This window comes from Syntrophomonas palmitatica JCM 14374, assembly GCF_001311885.1.
Taxonomy (GTDB): Bacteria; Bacillota; Syntrophomonadia; order Syntrophomonadales; family Syntrophomonadaceae; genus Syntrophomonas_A; species Syntrophomonas_A palmitatica.
Genome location: NZ_BBCE01000027.1, coordinates 1 through 15,123, shown reverse-complemented (window position 1 = coordinate 15,123; position 15,123 = coordinate 1). Strand labels below are relative to the sequence as shown.

Below are 15,123 nucleotides of genomic sequence, written 5' to 3'. Positions count from 1 at the left end.
TGTAACCGGTATCAGAAACGACTAATGTTGTTATGCCCCATAATTAAAGCCTTGGGGTTTTGGTTGACACGTGACAGTGGCTTGTGATAGAGTATTGTAGGATTTTTCTCATATGGAGGTGCAATCATGCGCGTAGGAATCATACTGGCCTGCACAGAATGCAAGCAACGCAATTACAACACTACTAAAGATAAGAAGAAACATACGGAGAAGTTTGAAGTAAAGAAGTACTGCAAATTCTGCAACACTCATACCCTGCACCGCGAGATTAAGTAATATCAGGGATGTGAATAATATTGACCAAGAACAATATTCCGGCTAAAAACGAAGTTACCATGGCTGTGCGCTGGGAGAATACCAAAGGGTATTTTATCAGCGTATATAACGAATTAAAAAAGGTTCACTGGCCCAACCGCCAGCAGATGATCGGCTACACCGGAGTAGTGCTGGTATCTGTGGCTATTGTGGGTCTGATAATATGGTTATTTGATTCGGGCCTGTCATTCGTATTACAGAAGCTATTCGATGCATTTGCCTAGAACAGAGGAGGTGGGTTCAATTACCGTTGAATTGGAACAAGATACTAAAACCGAACTTGAGAAAAAACTAGAAGAGCTCCGGGGCAGGGGTGAATGGTATGTCGTACATACCTATTCCGGTTATGAGAATAAGATTAAGGTTGACCTCACCAAACGCATCGAATCGATGAACATGCAGGATAAAATTTTTAATATTATTATTCCGGAAGAACAGGAAGTAGAGTACAAAGGCGGCAAAAGGAAAGTTACCAACAAACGTGTTTTCCCTGGTTATGTAATCGTAAACATGCTTATGGATGAAGATTCGTGGTATGTAGTGCGTCATACCCCTGGAGTAACCGGTTTTGTAGGCAGCGGCGCCAAGCCCATTCCCCTGCAGGAAGAGGAGATCAATAAGATTCTCCAGCGCATGGGACTTCTGGAGAGCAAACCCCGCTTCATTGATGTTTCCATAGGCGAAACGATAAGGGTAAAGAGCGGACCTTTTGCCAACTTTGAAGGCGTGGTCAGAGAGCTTCTGCCCGAAAGAGGCAAACTCAGGGTGAATATCTCCATGTTTGGCCGTGAAACCCCGGTCGAACTGGATTATGAACAAATAGAAAAGATATAAGGAGGTGGAAAAGTGGCCAAACGTGTAATGGGAAAGGTATCACTGCAAATAGCGGCAGGAAAAGCTACCCCGGCTCCGCCGGTGGGACCAGCCCTCGGACCATTTGGTATCAACATAATGGGATTCTGCAAGGAATATAATGCCAAAACCGCAGAGAAAACCGGGTTTATTATACCGGTGGAAATAACCATTTACGAAGACAGATCTTTTACTTTTGTATTGAAGTCACCGCCGGCTTCGGATTTATTGAAAAAGGCTGCCAATGTGGAAAAGGGTTCGGGCGAGCCCAATAAGAAGAAGATTGGCAAAGTCAGCCGGGCCAAGCTGGTTGAAATTGCAGAAACCAAGAAAGAGGATCTTAACGCTGCCGATCTGGAAGCGGCTGTAAGAATGATTGAAGGCACAGCCCGCAGTATGGGATTGGAAATAGTTGAATAACGAACAAGGCCATATGAGGCCAATCGTGGGAGGATTAATTCCGAATAACCACAAGGAGGTTTAATTAATGAGCAAAGGTAAAGCCTATCAAAATGCCATGCAAAAAATTGATCGCGCCCAGCTTTATGAACCCGCACAGGCCATTCAGCTCGTAAAAGACATATCCACGGCCAAGTTTGATGAGACTGTGGAAGTTCACATTAAATTAAGCGTTGATCCCCGTCATGCTGACCAGCAGGTCAGAGGAACAGTCAGCCTGCCCCATGGCACTGGAAAAACCCGCCGGGTTCTGGTTTTCGCTAAAGGCGAGAAAATTAAAGAGGCTGAAAACGCAGGCGCTGATTTTGTAGGCAGCGAAGAACTGGTGGAAAAAATCCAGCGGATGGTTTGATTTCGATGTAGCCGTAGCTACTCCGGACATGATGGGTGTTGTTGGCAAACTCGGCAAAATTTTGGGACCGCGTGGGTTAATGCCTAATCCCAAAGCTGGAACTGTTACTTTCGATATAGAACGTACCATAAAAGAACTGAAAGCGGGCCGCATTGAGTTCAGAGTGGATAAAACCGCTATTGTGCATGCTCCTATCGGCAGAGTATCATTTGAAGCAGATAAACTGATGGACAATCTTAATGCTTTTGCCGAGGCCTTGCTGAAAGCCAAGCCGGCTGCAGCCAAAGGCCAGTATATGCGTTCAGTCAGCGTTTGTTCTACCATGGGTCCGGGCATTAAAATCAACCCGGTTATCCTCATGGCCGCCAATCGCTAAAAGCAAGTAATTAAAATTGAATATAGAAACTGCAGACAGCCGGTGGCAACAGCCTTAAAGAAGAAATTCGCCTGCCGAGGTTTTTTAGATAATACTGCTTCTATGGCAGTAATACGAGCCTCTGCAAGCTGTTTGCGAGGCTCATTTCAATTTACAACTTAAATCCGGGCCAACAATAAGAGCGAAGGTCGCGGATAATAACCTGATGTAGAAGTAAAACGGTTTAATTAATCTTGAAAGGGGGGTGAAATACTAAATGCCCAAAATCGAGGAAAAACAGCAGATAGTAAAAGAAATCGAACAGCTTATACAGGATGCTGCCCTGGTGGTTTTCAGCGACTATCGCGGCACCAATGTTGAGGAAATAACCAATTTGCGAAACCAGTTGCGTGTTCCCGGCGTGAAATTCAAAATATTGAAAAACACCATGACTGAATTTGCTTTAAAAAATACCGGTTACGAGGAACTTGCAGATCAGATTCAGGGCCCCAATGCGGTTTTGTTCAGCAATGAAGATCCTGTCGGTCCCATCAAGACTATCATGGATTTCATTAAGCAGTACAAAAAGCTGGAGCTGAAAGTCGGGATACTGGAAGGACAAGTAGTTGGTCCAGACAAGTTAAAGGCTCTGGCAGATTTGCCGCCGCGTGATGTTCTGGTTGCCCAGGTACTGGGGACTATGCAGGCTCCGATCACCAGCCTGGTATATGTGCTTAATGCCAATATTACCGGTTTGGTTCGCGTTCTCGATAAAATCCGCGAACAGAAAGCAAGTTAGAATCGGTTGTAGTTTAACCACAGATGGACACAGATGTAACACTGATATACACGGATGGATTTTGCTCAAGTGTTCAGAGTTATATTTGCTGTGAACCACATATTGTTCATTTTCAAGCTGGGTGTATTGTGTATAGAAACGATTTGTCTGTGTTCATCCATTACGGATTTGTGTGAATCTGTGTTGAATTTTATCTAAATAAAAAGGTAAATATTGAGGAGGTAAAATAAATGAGTAAAGTACAGGATATTATTGAAATCGTTAAAGGGATGACCGTTCTGGAATTGTCTGAACTGGTCAAGGCCATGGAAGAAGAATTTGGAGTAAGCGCAGCCGCTCCCGTAGCCGTAGCTGCTGCCCCCGCAGCCGTAGCAGAAGCCGTTGAAGAACAGTACGAATTTGATGTAATTTTGACTTCAGCCGGAGACAAGAAGGTTAATGTTATTAAAGTAGTTCGTGAACTTACCGGTTTGGGTCTGAAAGAAGCCAAAGATCTGGTTGACGGAGCTCCCAATCCCATTAAAGAAAAAATCAATAAAGAAGAAGCTCAGGCTATCAAAGCCAAGATTGAAGAAGCAGGCGGCAGCGTAGATATTAAATAAATAATGAGTACAACATAAGCAGCATAAGAAAACCCGGTGTTTTATACGCCGGTTTTTTATATGGAATTCGATTTTTTTATATTGAATAAAAAAATTCTGTTATAATCTAATTTTAGGTTTAAATAGTTCAAGGAAGGGAAATGATGTTAATGAGGAAAAATTTCCCCTTTTTGCTTTTCCTTCTTATGCTGGCTGTATTTATTATGCCTGGGTCGCCTGTCATGGCCGCGGGAGCAGAGTGGCAGTTAACCTGGTATGATAACGGCAGTATAAAAGAAAAAGTAACCGCAGACGGGGTAACCCTGTCAGCAGCCAATGAGAACTGGAAGTCTTATGTACAGAATAACCAGACGATTTTTGAACGGGAAACCAGGGATTGGGACGCATATCAGCAATTGACTGACCGGCTTCCTTTTACGGTTGAGAGCAAGAACTTCTTTCTCTGGCAAAGCACCGGTATAAAAACTGATAAAACCAGTATTCCCAGTCAAGGTTTGTTTGTTCAGGTTGCAGCCATAAAGGATGCTGACCTGATTATTAAAGTACCCGGTGTCATCGAAGAAAGTTCAGGCAAACAGGAGACTGAAGACCAGGCGGTATTTAAGCTGGCTGATTTTAAGTCATCTTCGGGCAATTACCTGCATGTAGTAACTATTGAAGGTTTATGGCTGGGATTGGTGCTGTTTCTGGTGGCATTTATTATTATAATGTTTTATTTTACAGCGCGAATTCGCAAGGTTAACCAGTTGATCGAAGAAGAGTATTCCCTGGAAAAGGCACTGGAACAGTTGGAAAAGGAGGAGAAAGAGAACGCGGGAACTGACAATAATCAGGACTAAAGGAAATAGTGCTAAACTTTTGCATACGGTATCCTTGACTTGGGAAGATACTTATGCTATCATCAATAATTGCCATTTGTATTGTTAGTTTAACAAGCTAATGGATTGGATTAAAAGCGAGGTTTGACTTAACCTTGCTTTTCACTTCTTTGGCAATGAACAGGAGGGGTGAAATTCTAGTATGCCTCACATCGAAAAATTCGGCAGTAGATAGACTCAGTTACTCCCGCATAGGCCAACCTATTGATTTACCCAATCTTATTCAAGTACAATTAAGTTCTTTTGAATGGTTTCAGAACAAGGGCCTGCGCGAAGCCTTGCAGGAAGTATTTCCTATTACTGATTTTTCCGGTAATCTGGAACTGGGCTTTATTGATTACAGCCTGGGCGAACCTAAATACTCCATTCCTGAATGTAAGGAAAGGGATGTAAGTTATCAGGCGCCGCTGAAACTTAAGGTCAGACTGACCGATAAGGAAAGTGGTGAAATAAAGGAATCCGAAGTTTATTTGGGTGATTTACCCTTGATGACTGATAAGGGCACATTTATTTATAATGGCGCCGAACGTGTTGTAGTCAGCCAGCTGGTAAAATCTCCCGGCGTATATTTTGCTGATCGCTTGGATGTATCCGGGAAAAAACTCTTTGGCGCCACCATAATACCTAATCGCGGGGCCTGGTTCGAACTGGAGATGGACAGCGTCGGCGCTATTTACACCCGTATCGATAAAACCCGTAAGATTCCGGTAACGGTTTTACTTAGAGCTATAGGTTATGAAAGCAATGAAGCTATTCTTGAATTGTACAATAATAATGAATACATTATAAAAACCCTGGAGAAGGACACCAGCAATAACAAGAAGGAAGCCTTGATTGAGTTTTACCGGCGGTTGCGGCCCGGTGAAATGGCTACCGAGGATGCGGCCGAACAATTGTTAAACAATCTGTTCTTCGATCCCCGCCGTTATGATATGGCTACAGTGGGTCGTTACAAGGTTAATAAGAAGCTGGGGCTTAATATCCCGGTGGAAACGCGTCATTTGACAATCGAAGATATTACATCCACTATCGCCTATCTGTTAAAACTTTTGGAAGGCGAAGGCAAAACGGATGTTATTGATCATCTTGGCAACCGGCGTCTGCGTTCCATAGGCGAGCTTTTGCAGAATCAGTTCCGTACCGGACTGGTAAGGATGGAACGTGTGGTAAGGGAGCGTATGAGTATCCATGACGTGGATACATTAACCCCACAGGTTTTAATCAATATCCGCCCCATTACCGCAGCTGTCAAAGAATTCTTCGGCAGTTCACAGTTATCACAGTTTATGGATCAAACCAATCCCCTGGCGGAATTAACCCATAAGAGGCGTCTCAGCGCTCTGGGACCTGGCGGCTTGACTCGTGAGAGAGCCGGTTTTCAGGTGCGTGACGTGCATCACTCCCATTATGGCAGAATATGCCCCATTGAAACCCCTGAAGGACCAAACATTGGTTTAATCGGTTCACTGGCTACATTCAGCCGCGTAAATGAGTTTGGATTTATCGAAACTCCTTACCGCAAAGTGGACAAAGCTGGCAAGAGAGTCTTAGACGAAATCGTTTACCTAACCGCGGATGAGGAAGACGAATATATGGTAGCCCAGGCCAATGCCCCCTTAGATGAAAACGGCAACTTCATCGAAGAACGCGTGGAAGCGCGGTATTTCGAAGAAATTTTAGAGATTCCTGTCAACCGGGCAGATTATATGGACGTTTCGCCCAAGCAGGTCTTCAGTGTCGCGACATCGCTTATTCCCTTCCTGGAGAACGATGACGCCAATCGTGCTTTGATGGGCGCAAATATGCAGCGTCAGGCGGTTCCGCTTATTTCTACAGACGCCCCTATTGTAGGGACAGGATTGGAACATAAAGCCGCTAAGGATTCAGGCGCGGTTGTAGTCTGCAAAAAAGGCGGAGTGGTGAAAAAAGTAAACGCCAACCAGATAGTGATTCAGAATAACGAGGGAAAGTTGGATACGTATGATTTGATGAAGTTTATGCGTTCCAACCAGGGTACCTGTTATAACCAGAGACCCATAGTCAGAGTTGGCGAAATTGTTGAACCAGACAGCATTATCGCTGACGGCCCCAGCACCAGTCAAGGCGAATTAGCTCTGGGCCGTAACGTGCTGGTGGCGTTCATGCCCTGGGAAGGCTATAACTATGAAGATGCCATTCTGATTTCGGAAAAACTGGTCAGGGAGGATGCCTTTACCTCTATTCATATAGAAGAATACGAGTGTGAAGCCCGCGATACCAAACTAGGTCCGGAAGAGATTACCCGTGACATACCAAATGTCTCGGAGGATATGTTGAGAAACCTCGATGATCAAGGTGTAATCAGGGTCGGGGCGGAAGTCCGACCTGACGATATCCTGGTTGGCAAGGTCACCCCTAAGGGAGAAACTGAATTGACCCCGGAAGAAAGACTTTTGCGAGCCATATTTGGTGAGAAAGCCCGTGAAGTAAGGGATTCATCTCTCAGGGTCCCCCATGGGGAAGCAGGAAAAATTGTGGCTGTCAAACGTTTCTCCCGTGAAAAGGGAGATGAACTGCCCCCGGGAGTAAACCAGCTCGTCAGGGTGTATATAGCTCAGAAACGTAAAATTTCCGAAGGAGATAAGATGGCGGGACGCATGGCAACAAGGGTGTTATTTCCCGCATTCTGCCGGAAGAGGATATGCCCTTCCTGAGTGACGGAACCCCGGTGGAAATAGTGCTCAATCCGCTGGGAGTACCTTCGCGTATGAACATCGGGCAGATATTGGAATGTCATCTAGGCTGGGCGGCGAATACCCTGGGAATCAAGGTAGCCACTCCGGTTTTTGACGCGCCCGTGAAGATGATATTTTTGCCAAACTCAAAGAAGCCGGATTGCCTGAAGATGGCAAGGCTGTTTTATATGATGGCCGCACCGGAGAAGTTTTTGACCATAAGGTCACGGTGGGTTATGTATATATGTTAAAACTTGCCCACCTGGTAGATGATAAGATTCATGCTCGTTCTATAGGGCCTTATTCTCTGGTAACCCAGCAGCCCTTGGGGGGAAAAGCCCAATTCGGCGGGCAGCGTTTTGGAGAAATGGAAGTATGGGCACTAGAGGCTTATGGAGCAGCTTTTACCCTGCAGGAAATATTAACCGTAAAATCAGACGATGTTGTAGGACGCTTAAAAACCTACGAGTCTATTGTTAAAGGTGAGAATATCCCTGAACCCGGAGTGCCGGAAGGGTTTAAGGTTCTGGTCAAAGAACTGCAGAGCCTGGCCCTGGATGTAAGGATATTAACCGGAGATGATAAGGAAATTCAGATTAAGGATATCGATCTGGAGATCAGTGAAAAAGAAAAGGCCCGGGAATTGGGCGTAGAGCTGCCCGATGCCGTAGCCGTATCCAGCTTTGGCGATATTGAAGGCGGCCATATTGAAGATATGGAAGACGATGAGGACATTCTGGACGAAATGTTAGATGATGAAGTGGACAATCTGGCAGAAGACTTTGACCTTTAGAGGTTCGGCACATATTCTTCTGGAAGGGAGAGACCCATTTGTCAGAAATCAACAATACCTTTGAACGCATCAAGATATCCTTGGCATCTCCAGAGCAGATTCGTTCCTGGAGCAGCGGAGAGGTAAAAAAGCCCGAAACCATCAACTATCGCACCTTGCGGCCTGAAAAAGAAGGTTTGTTTTGCGAGAAAATCTTTGGCCCGGTTAAGGACTGGGAGTGCCACTGCGGCAAGTACAAACGGGTCAGACATAAAGGCATAGTATGTGACAGGTGCGGGGTTGAAGTCACTAACTCCAAAGTCAGACGTGAGCGCATGGGCCATATTGAACTGGCCGCTCCGGTCAGTCATATATGGTATTTGAAAGGCATACCCAGCCGTATGGGACTATTGCTGGATATGTCACCCAAAGTGCTGGAGAAAGTCATTTATTTCGTAAGTTATATTGTCCTTGATCCCGGCGACACACCCTTACTTAAAAAACAGCTTTTAAATGAAAAAGAATATCGTGAAAACCGGGAGAGATATGGTGACAATTTCGTTGTAGGCATTGGCGCCGAGGCTATAAAATATCTGCTGGATGAAATAGAACTTGAGACCATGTGTCAGGAACTCAAAGAAGAAATCGCTTCTACCAGCGGGCAGAGAAAAAGCCGGGCTATCAAGAGGCTGGAAGTTGTTGAAGCTTTTCGCCTGTCTGCCAACGATCCCTGCTGGATGATTATGGATGTTCTGCCGGTCATACCTCCAGAACTTAGACCTATGGTGCAGCTGGACGGCGGGCGTTTTGCCACCTCGGATTTAAATGACCTCTACCGGCGGGTAATCAATCGCAACAACCGTTTGAAAAGGCTGCTCGATCTGGGTGCGCCAGATATCATTGTACGCAATGAAAAACGCATGCTGCAGGAAGCTGTTGACGCGTTGATTGATAATGGGCGCCGCGGGCGTGCGGTCACCGGACCCGGCAACCGTCCCTTGAAGTCTTTGAGCGATATGCTCAAGGGAAAACAGGGCCGTTTTCGCCAGAACCTGCTGGGAAAAAGGGTGGACTACTCCGGACGTTCAGTTATCGTGGTAGGCCCCAATTTAAAAATGCATCAGTGCGGGCTGCCTAAAGAAATGGCTCTGGAATTGTTCAAGCCATTTGTCATGAAAAAGCTGGTTGACCGCGGTATAGCCACCAATATCAAGAGCGCCAAGAAAATGGTAGAACGCGGCCGGGAAGAAGTCTGGGATATATTAGACGACGTTATTAAAGAACACCCGGTACTTTTAAACCGTGCTCCCACCTTGCATCGACTGGGTATACAGGCTTTTGAACCAGTACTGGTTGAAGGACGCGCACTGCAGCTGCATCCCCTGGTATGCACCGCATATAATGCTGACTTTGACGGCGACCAGATGGCGGTCCATGTGCCTCTCTCCGCTGAAGCTCAGACCGAGGCCCGTCTGTTAATGCTGGCCAGTAATAATATTCTTAATCCCAAGGATGGGAAACCGGTGGTAACGCCCACTCAGGACATGGTTATCGGGCTTTACTATCTTACCTATATGAGCCAAAAAGATATGAATCCTGAACAGGCTCCGCGCAGTTTTTGCAGTCCGGAAGAAGCGCAGATGGCTTATGAAACAGGTCAGTTGAGACTGCATGAAAAAATCAGAGTAAGAATGCGGGTTCCGCAAAAGAGCGGCAGTGAAATATTAGAGAGCCGCCAAACCCAGGTTTGGCAGGAAGAAATGCTGGAAACTTCAGTTGGCCGTATTATTTTCAATGAAAAAATTCCCGACAGTCTGGGCTTTTTCAATGAAGTAATCGATAAAAAGAAACTTGGCGAGCTGGTTTACAGCTGTTATCGCCTGGAGGGCAATGCCAAAACCGCTGAGATGCTGGATGGCATAAAACGCTTGGGATACCGTTATGGTACTCGCGCCGGGATCAGCGTCGGAGTAACTGATTTTGAAACCCCGCTGGCCAAGAAAATGATCCTGGAAGAGGCTGATAAAGTAGTAGATTCCATTGAACAGGATTTTATGCTGGGATTAATTACTGATGAGGAAAGACATAACCAGGTGGTTGAGATATGGAATCAGGCTACCGATGATGTAACTGAAGCGCTAAAAAAGGCGCTCTCTGAGGAAAATCCGGTTTACATGATGGCTATTTCGGGCGCCAGAGGCAACTTCCAACAGATTCGCCAGTTAGCAGGTATGCGCGGTTTGATGGCTGATCCTTCAGGAAAGATTATAGACCTGCCCATAAAAGCTAACTTCCGCGAAGGTTTGACCGTTTTGGAATATTTCATTTCCACTCATGGCGCCAGAAAAGGTTTGGCTGATACCGCTCTGCGAACTGCTGACTCGGGTTATCTTACCCGCAGGCTGGTCGACGTATCACATGATGTTACCGTTAAGGAAGACGACTGCGAATCCCTGGAAGGCATCTGGGTAGAAAAGATCATGGAAGGTTCGCAGTTGATTGAGCCTCTGCACCAGCGCATCATAGGCAGGGTTTCGCTTGACACCATCGTACATCCCCAGACCGGGGAGGTTCTGGTTGAAGAAAATGAAATGATAGATGACGATGCCGGTTACGCGATTGAACGGGCCGGAATTGACAAGGTTAAAATCCGCAGTGTTCTAACCTGTAAAACCAAGCATGGTGTATGCAAGAGATGCTACGGCCGCAACCTGGCCACGGGTTATGACGTAGAAATCGGTGAGGCGGTCGGGATACTGGCTGCCCAGTCGATCGGTGAACCCGGTACCCAGTTGACCATGCGCACTTTCCATACCGGCGGTGTGGCCGGAGAAGATATTACCCGCGGTCTGCCGCGTGTTGAGGAGCTTTTTGAAGTGCGTAAGCCCAAAGGGCAGGCGGTAGTTACCGAAGTGGGCGGCAAGGTACACCTGGCTGAGAATAAAGGCAGACGCGAAGTGGAAATACTGGATGAAAACGGTGAAATTATGGCTTCCTATCTTGTGCACTACGGCTCCCGCCTGAAAGTAGATGAAGGGGACATGGTGGAAATGGGAGATGCCTTGACCGAAGGGCCGCTGAATCCTCATGATATCTTAAAAACCAAGGGAATGCAGGATGTACAGAAGTATCTTCTGCAGGAAGTACAGAAGGTATATCGTTCCCAGGGGGTTGATATCAGTGACAAACACATTGAGATAATGATTCGCCAGATGCTTAAACGTGTAAAAATAGAAGACGCGGGTGATACGCAGCTCTTACCTGGAGCCTTTGTGGACATATCTATTTTTGAAGAAGAAAACCAGGTGGTTTTGGAGAACGGCGGCTTGCCAGCGGTATGTTCCCCCATGCTGCTCGGTATAACCAAGGCCTCTCTTAATACAGACTCGTTCTTGTCCGCAGCCTCCTTCCAGGAGACTACCAAGGTCTTAACCGAAGCTGCGATTAAAGGCAAGGTGGATTACCTGATTGGCTTAAAGGAAAATGTCATAATCGGTAAACTTATTCCTGCAGGCACAGGCTATGCGAAATACCGCCGTATGACCTATGAGGAAATGCCCTTTGAAGAAGCAGGGATGCAATTTGAGGAATAAATTTTGGTTCGATTGCGTTGACTCAGCTATGCGCAGGTGATAAACTATTTAAGTGCGCGATAAATAAACGGCTTTCCTGCTCCTATATTTTTCTGTGCCAGGAGGAGGGGTGCATACTTGTCACTAGCTGAATTGAAAAACAGTCACCGGGTAACTGGAAGCAAACAAGTCAGAAAAGCGATAACCCAGGGACTGGCCCGCAAGGTTTTCATTGCCGGTGATGCTGAACCACATATTGTGGAGCCGATTATTGAACTATGCCGCCAGAATAATACTGATTATCAGATAGTAGAAAGCATGAATTTGCTGGGCGAGGCCTGTGGAATTGAAGTAGGTTCAGCCACTGCGGCATTGCTTGTTGAATAAGCCGGGGAAGGAGGTGCGACAAGTGCCGACAATTAACCAGTTAGTAAGAAAAGGACGCGAAAAAATCGAGAAAAAGTCTACTGCTCCGGCTCTGAAGAGTTGCCCGCAAAAGCGTGGGGTTTGTACAAGGGTTTATACTACAACTCCCAAAAAGCCTAATTCGGCCTTGCGGAAGATTGCCAGGGTAAGATTGACCAATGGAATTGAAGTTACAGCATATATACCAGGTATTGGGCATAACCTGCAGGAGCACTCGGTAGTGCTGATTAGAGGAGGAAGAGTCAAGGACCTTCCTGGTGTAAGATATCATATAATCAGAGGCACCCTGGATGCTTCCGGTGTACAAAACCGCAACCAGGGCAGATCAAAATACGGTACTAAGCGGCCCAAGAAGAAATAGGAGGGAGGACAGACAATGCCGAGAAAAGGTCCCGTCGCTAAACGCGATGTATTGCCTGATCCTATATATAACAGCAAGATATTTACCAGACTGGTTAACCAGATCATGTGGGATGGTAAGAAAAGCCTGGCAGAGAAGATCTGTTACGGCGCTTTCGATATTGTAGCCGCCAAGAGCAAAAAAGACCCCATGGAGGTCTTTGAAGAGGCCATGAAAAATATTACTCCTATCGTAGAAGTAAGAGCCCGGCGCGTTGGCGGAGCCAATTACCAGGTTCCGGTAGAAGTTAGAGCTAACCGCCGTCAGACCCTGGCTATCAGATGGCTGGTGAGTTATTCGCGTAAACGCGGGGAAAAAACCATGGCTGAACGGTTGGCAGGAGAAATACTGGATGCTTCTAACAGCACCGGGGGTTCCTTCAAGAAGAAGGAAGATACCCATAAGATGGCTGAAGCCAACAAAGCTTTTGCTCATTATCGTTGGTAAAGGGGCAGGGAATTTGAATTCCGGAGGATTTTAATGTGGCTGCGGATTCGAATTTAGCTGCAATCAGAAATATAGGCATCATGGCGCATATAGATGCCGGCAAGACCACCACCACAGAGCGCTTTCTATTCTATACCGGCAGGGTGCATCGCATGGGTGAGGTCGATAAAGGCACTGCGACCATGGACTGGATGACCCAGGAACAGGAACGAGGTATTACCATCACCTCGGCAGCTACTGCTTGTAAATGGCGGGATTGTGTTATAAACATTATCGACACGCCCGGGCATGTGGACTTTACAGTAGAGGTAGAGCGGTCACTGCGAATCCTGGATGGAGCAATTGGTATCTTCTGTGCGGTGGCAGGGGTGCAGCCGCAGTCAGAAACAGTATGGCGGCAGGCTGACCGTTACCGAATACCGCGTATTGCTTATGTCAACAAGATGGACCGCATAGGCGCTGATTTTTTCCGGGTTCTGGATATGATAAAATCCGGCCTGGGCAGTGAGGCCGTAGCGGTGCAGCTGCCCGTAGGGGTGGAAGACACCTTCTGCGGGGTAATAGACATTATCCGCGGTAAAGCCTATATTTATGAGGATGATCTGGGTGAGTCATTTATAGAAAGAGATTTGGATACGGCAGAACAGGAAGAAGCTGAATATTACCGCAGCTATCTGCTGGAAAAGATTTCTGAATATGATGACAATATTTTGGAAAAATACCTGGAAGGCCAAACCGTTACTGAGGCAGAGATCCTGAGTTCTTTGAGAAAATTAACTATAGAGAATATACTGGTTCCCGTTTTTTGCGGTTCTTCCTTTAAGAATAAGGGAGTGCAGATGCTCTTGGATGCGGTGGTGGACTACCTGCCTTCACCTCTGGATATACCGCCGGTTAAAGCTACTAAAACCGGCACAGGCGAGGAAGTCGAAATAACTGCTGATACTGAGGGACCATTTTGCGCCCTGGCGTTTAAAATCGCTGCGGACCCCTATGTGGGCAAGCTCACCTATTTCCGGGTTTATTCCGGAAAAGTGAAGGTTGGCAGCACAGTTGTTAATACTCACAAAGAAAAACGTGAACGTGTTAACAAAATTCTGCGTATGCATGCCAATCATCGCGAAGAAATAGAAGTAGCGGTAGCCGGGGATATTGTAGCCGGGGTTGGTTTTAAGGAGACCATTACCGGGGATACCCTTTGCAGTGACGGGTACAGGCTTTTGCTGGAAAACATTGAATTTCCCGAACCGGTTATAGATGTTGCAATTGAACCTCGCACCAAAGCAGACCAGGATAAAATCGGGGAAAGCCTGATGCGGCTGGCGGAGGAAGATCCTACTTTCCGTACCCGCATAGATCCCGAAAGCGGCCAGACCATTGTATCCGGCATGGGCGAGTTACACCTGGAAATATTGATTGACCGGCTTTTGCGGGAATTCAAGGTAAATGCTAATGTAGGCAAGCCCCAGGTGGCCTACAAAGAAACCATAAAACAGCCAGCCCAGGTGGATAGTGTTTTTGAAAAGCAAACTGGGGGGCGCGGTCAATATGCCAGGGTGGTTTTGAGTATTGCCCCGCTTGAAGAAGGTCAGGGCAAACATTTTGTTAACCAAGCTAAACCCGAGCAGGTACCAGGCGAATTTATTTCCGCAGTTGAAATAGGGGCGCGGGAAGCCTTGCAGGCCGGTATACTGGCTGGTTATCCCGTAGATGACGTAGAGGTTAAACTTTTAGGTGGTTCCTACCACGAAGTAGACTCCAGTGAACAGGCTTTTAAAATCGCGGCGGCTATGGCCGTAAAGGAAGCCTTGCAGAAGGCGCAATCGATTTTACTGGAACCGATTATGGATATTGAAGTGGTATCTCCGGAAGAATATGTAGGAGATGTAATATCCGATTTGAATGCACGCCGCGGTCGTATCCTCGGGTTTGAGGAAAACCGGGAAAGCAAGATTGTCAAAGCCAACGTGCCGCTGGTTGAAACCTTCGGATATGCTACTGCTCTTAGATCAGTAAGCCAGGGACGGGCCAGTTTCAGTTTACAGTTTAGAAATTATGCCGAGGTACCGGAATCAAAAAGCCGGGAAATTATAGCCCGGCGGTACGGTTTACCAGTATAGGCTAAAGACAATCACCATAGATGGACACAGATGCTACACAGATAAATAACTCCGTAATAA

12 protein-coding genes and 2 pseudogenes are annotated in these 15,123 nt (G+C 46.5%); all 14 read left to right on the top strand.

What is annotated here, in order from left to right:
* Positions 1-126 precede the first annotated feature (126 nt).
* The 14 genes and pseudogenes from rpmG (at position 127) to fusA (ending at position 15,063) form a co-directional block, all read left to right on the top strand.
* The gene (gene rpmG / locus JCM14374_RS12270) at positions 127-276 is read left to right on the top strand and encodes a 50S ribosomal protein L33 (RefSeq protein WP_054697909.1); all 150 of its coding nucleotides are present in this window, start codon (positions 127-129) and stop codon (positions 274-276) included.
* Between the two features lie 20 nt (positions 277-296).
* On the top strand, positions 297-539 hold the full coding sequence (gene secE / locus JCM14374_RS12265; protein WP_439646078.1) for a preprotein translocase subunit SecE: 243 nt from the start codon (positions 297-299) through the stop codon (positions 537-539).
* 31 nt (positions 540-570) lie between these two features.
* A complete protein-coding gene (gene nusG / locus JCM14374_RS12260) occupies positions 571-1,149 on the top strand; it encodes a transcription termination/antitermination protein NusG (RefSeq protein ID WP_054697905.1) in 579 nt (192 codons plus the stop codon).
* A 12-nt stretch (positions 1,150-1,161) separates the two neighbouring features.
* Positions 1,162-1,587 (top strand): 50S ribosomal protein L11, encoded by a 426-nt coding sequence (gene rplK, locus JCM14374_RS12255; RefSeq protein WP_054697903.1) that lies wholly within the window; start codon positions 1,162-1,164, stop codon positions 1,585-1,587.
* Between the two features lie 67 nt (positions 1,588-1,654).
* Positions 1,655-2,354 (top strand): annotated as a pseudogene (rplA, locus tag JCM14374_RS12250) (50S ribosomal protein L1).
* Between the two features lie 256 nt (positions 2,355-2,610).
* Positions 2,611-3,132: a 50S ribosomal protein L10 gene (gene rplJ / locus JCM14374_RS12245; protein ID WP_054697897.1), complete on the top strand. Its 522-nt coding sequence runs from the start codon at positions 2,611-2,613 to the stop codon at positions 3,130-3,132.
* 230 nt (positions 3,133-3,362) lie between these two features.
* Positions 3,363-3,734, top strand: coding sequence for a 50S ribosomal protein L7/L12 (gene rplL / locus JCM14374_RS12240; protein ID WP_054697894.1), 372 nt, complete (start codon positions 3,363-3,365; stop codon positions 3,732-3,734).
* Between the two features lie 185 nt (positions 3,735-3,919).
* Positions 3,920-4,573 (top strand): hypothetical protein, encoded by a 654-nt coding sequence (locus JCM14374_RS12235; RefSeq protein ID WP_157049115.1) that lies wholly within the window; start codon positions 3,920-3,922, stop codon positions 4,571-4,573.
* 181 nt (positions 4,574-4,754) lie between these two features.
* A pseudogene (gene rpoB / locus JCM14374_RS12230) lies at positions 4,755-8,119 on the top strand (DNA-directed RNA polymerase subunit beta).
* A gap of 38 nt (positions 8,120-8,157) precedes the next feature.
* Entirely contained in the window at positions 8,158-11,691 is a 3,534-nt protein-coding gene (rpoC, locus tag JCM14374_RS12225; RefSeq protein WP_054697888.1) for a DNA-directed RNA polymerase subunit beta', read from the top strand.
* A gap of 117 nt (positions 11,692-11,808) precedes the next feature.
* Positions 11,809-12,057, top strand: a complete 249-nt coding sequence (locus JCM14374_RS12220; RefSeq protein ID WP_054697885.1) for a L7Ae/L30e/S12e/Gadd45 family ribosomal protein — start codon at positions 11,809-11,811, stop codon at positions 12,055-12,057.
* Between the two features lie 22 nt (positions 12,058-12,079).
* Positions 12,080-12,457 carry a 30S ribosomal protein S12 gene (gene rpsL / locus JCM14374_RS12215; protein ID WP_054697882.1) on the top strand — a complete coding sequence of 126 codons (378 nt, stop codon included), beginning with the start codon at positions 12,080-12,082 and terminating at the stop codon, positions 12,455-12,457.
* Positions 12,458-12,472: 15 nt separating this feature from the next.
* Positions 12,473-12,943: a 30S ribosomal protein S7 gene (rpsG, locus tag JCM14374_RS12210; protein WP_054697879.1), complete on the top strand. Its 471-nt coding sequence runs from the start codon at positions 12,473-12,475 to the stop codon at positions 12,941-12,943.
* A gap of 35 nt (positions 12,944-12,978) precedes the next feature.
* Positions 12,979-15,063 (top strand): elongation factor G, encoded by a 2,085-nt coding sequence (gene fusA / locus JCM14374_RS12205; RefSeq protein ID WP_083454086.1) that lies wholly within the window; start codon positions 12,979-12,981, stop codon positions 15,061-15,063.
* The last annotated feature ends 60 nt before the right edge of the window (positions 15,064-15,123 follow it).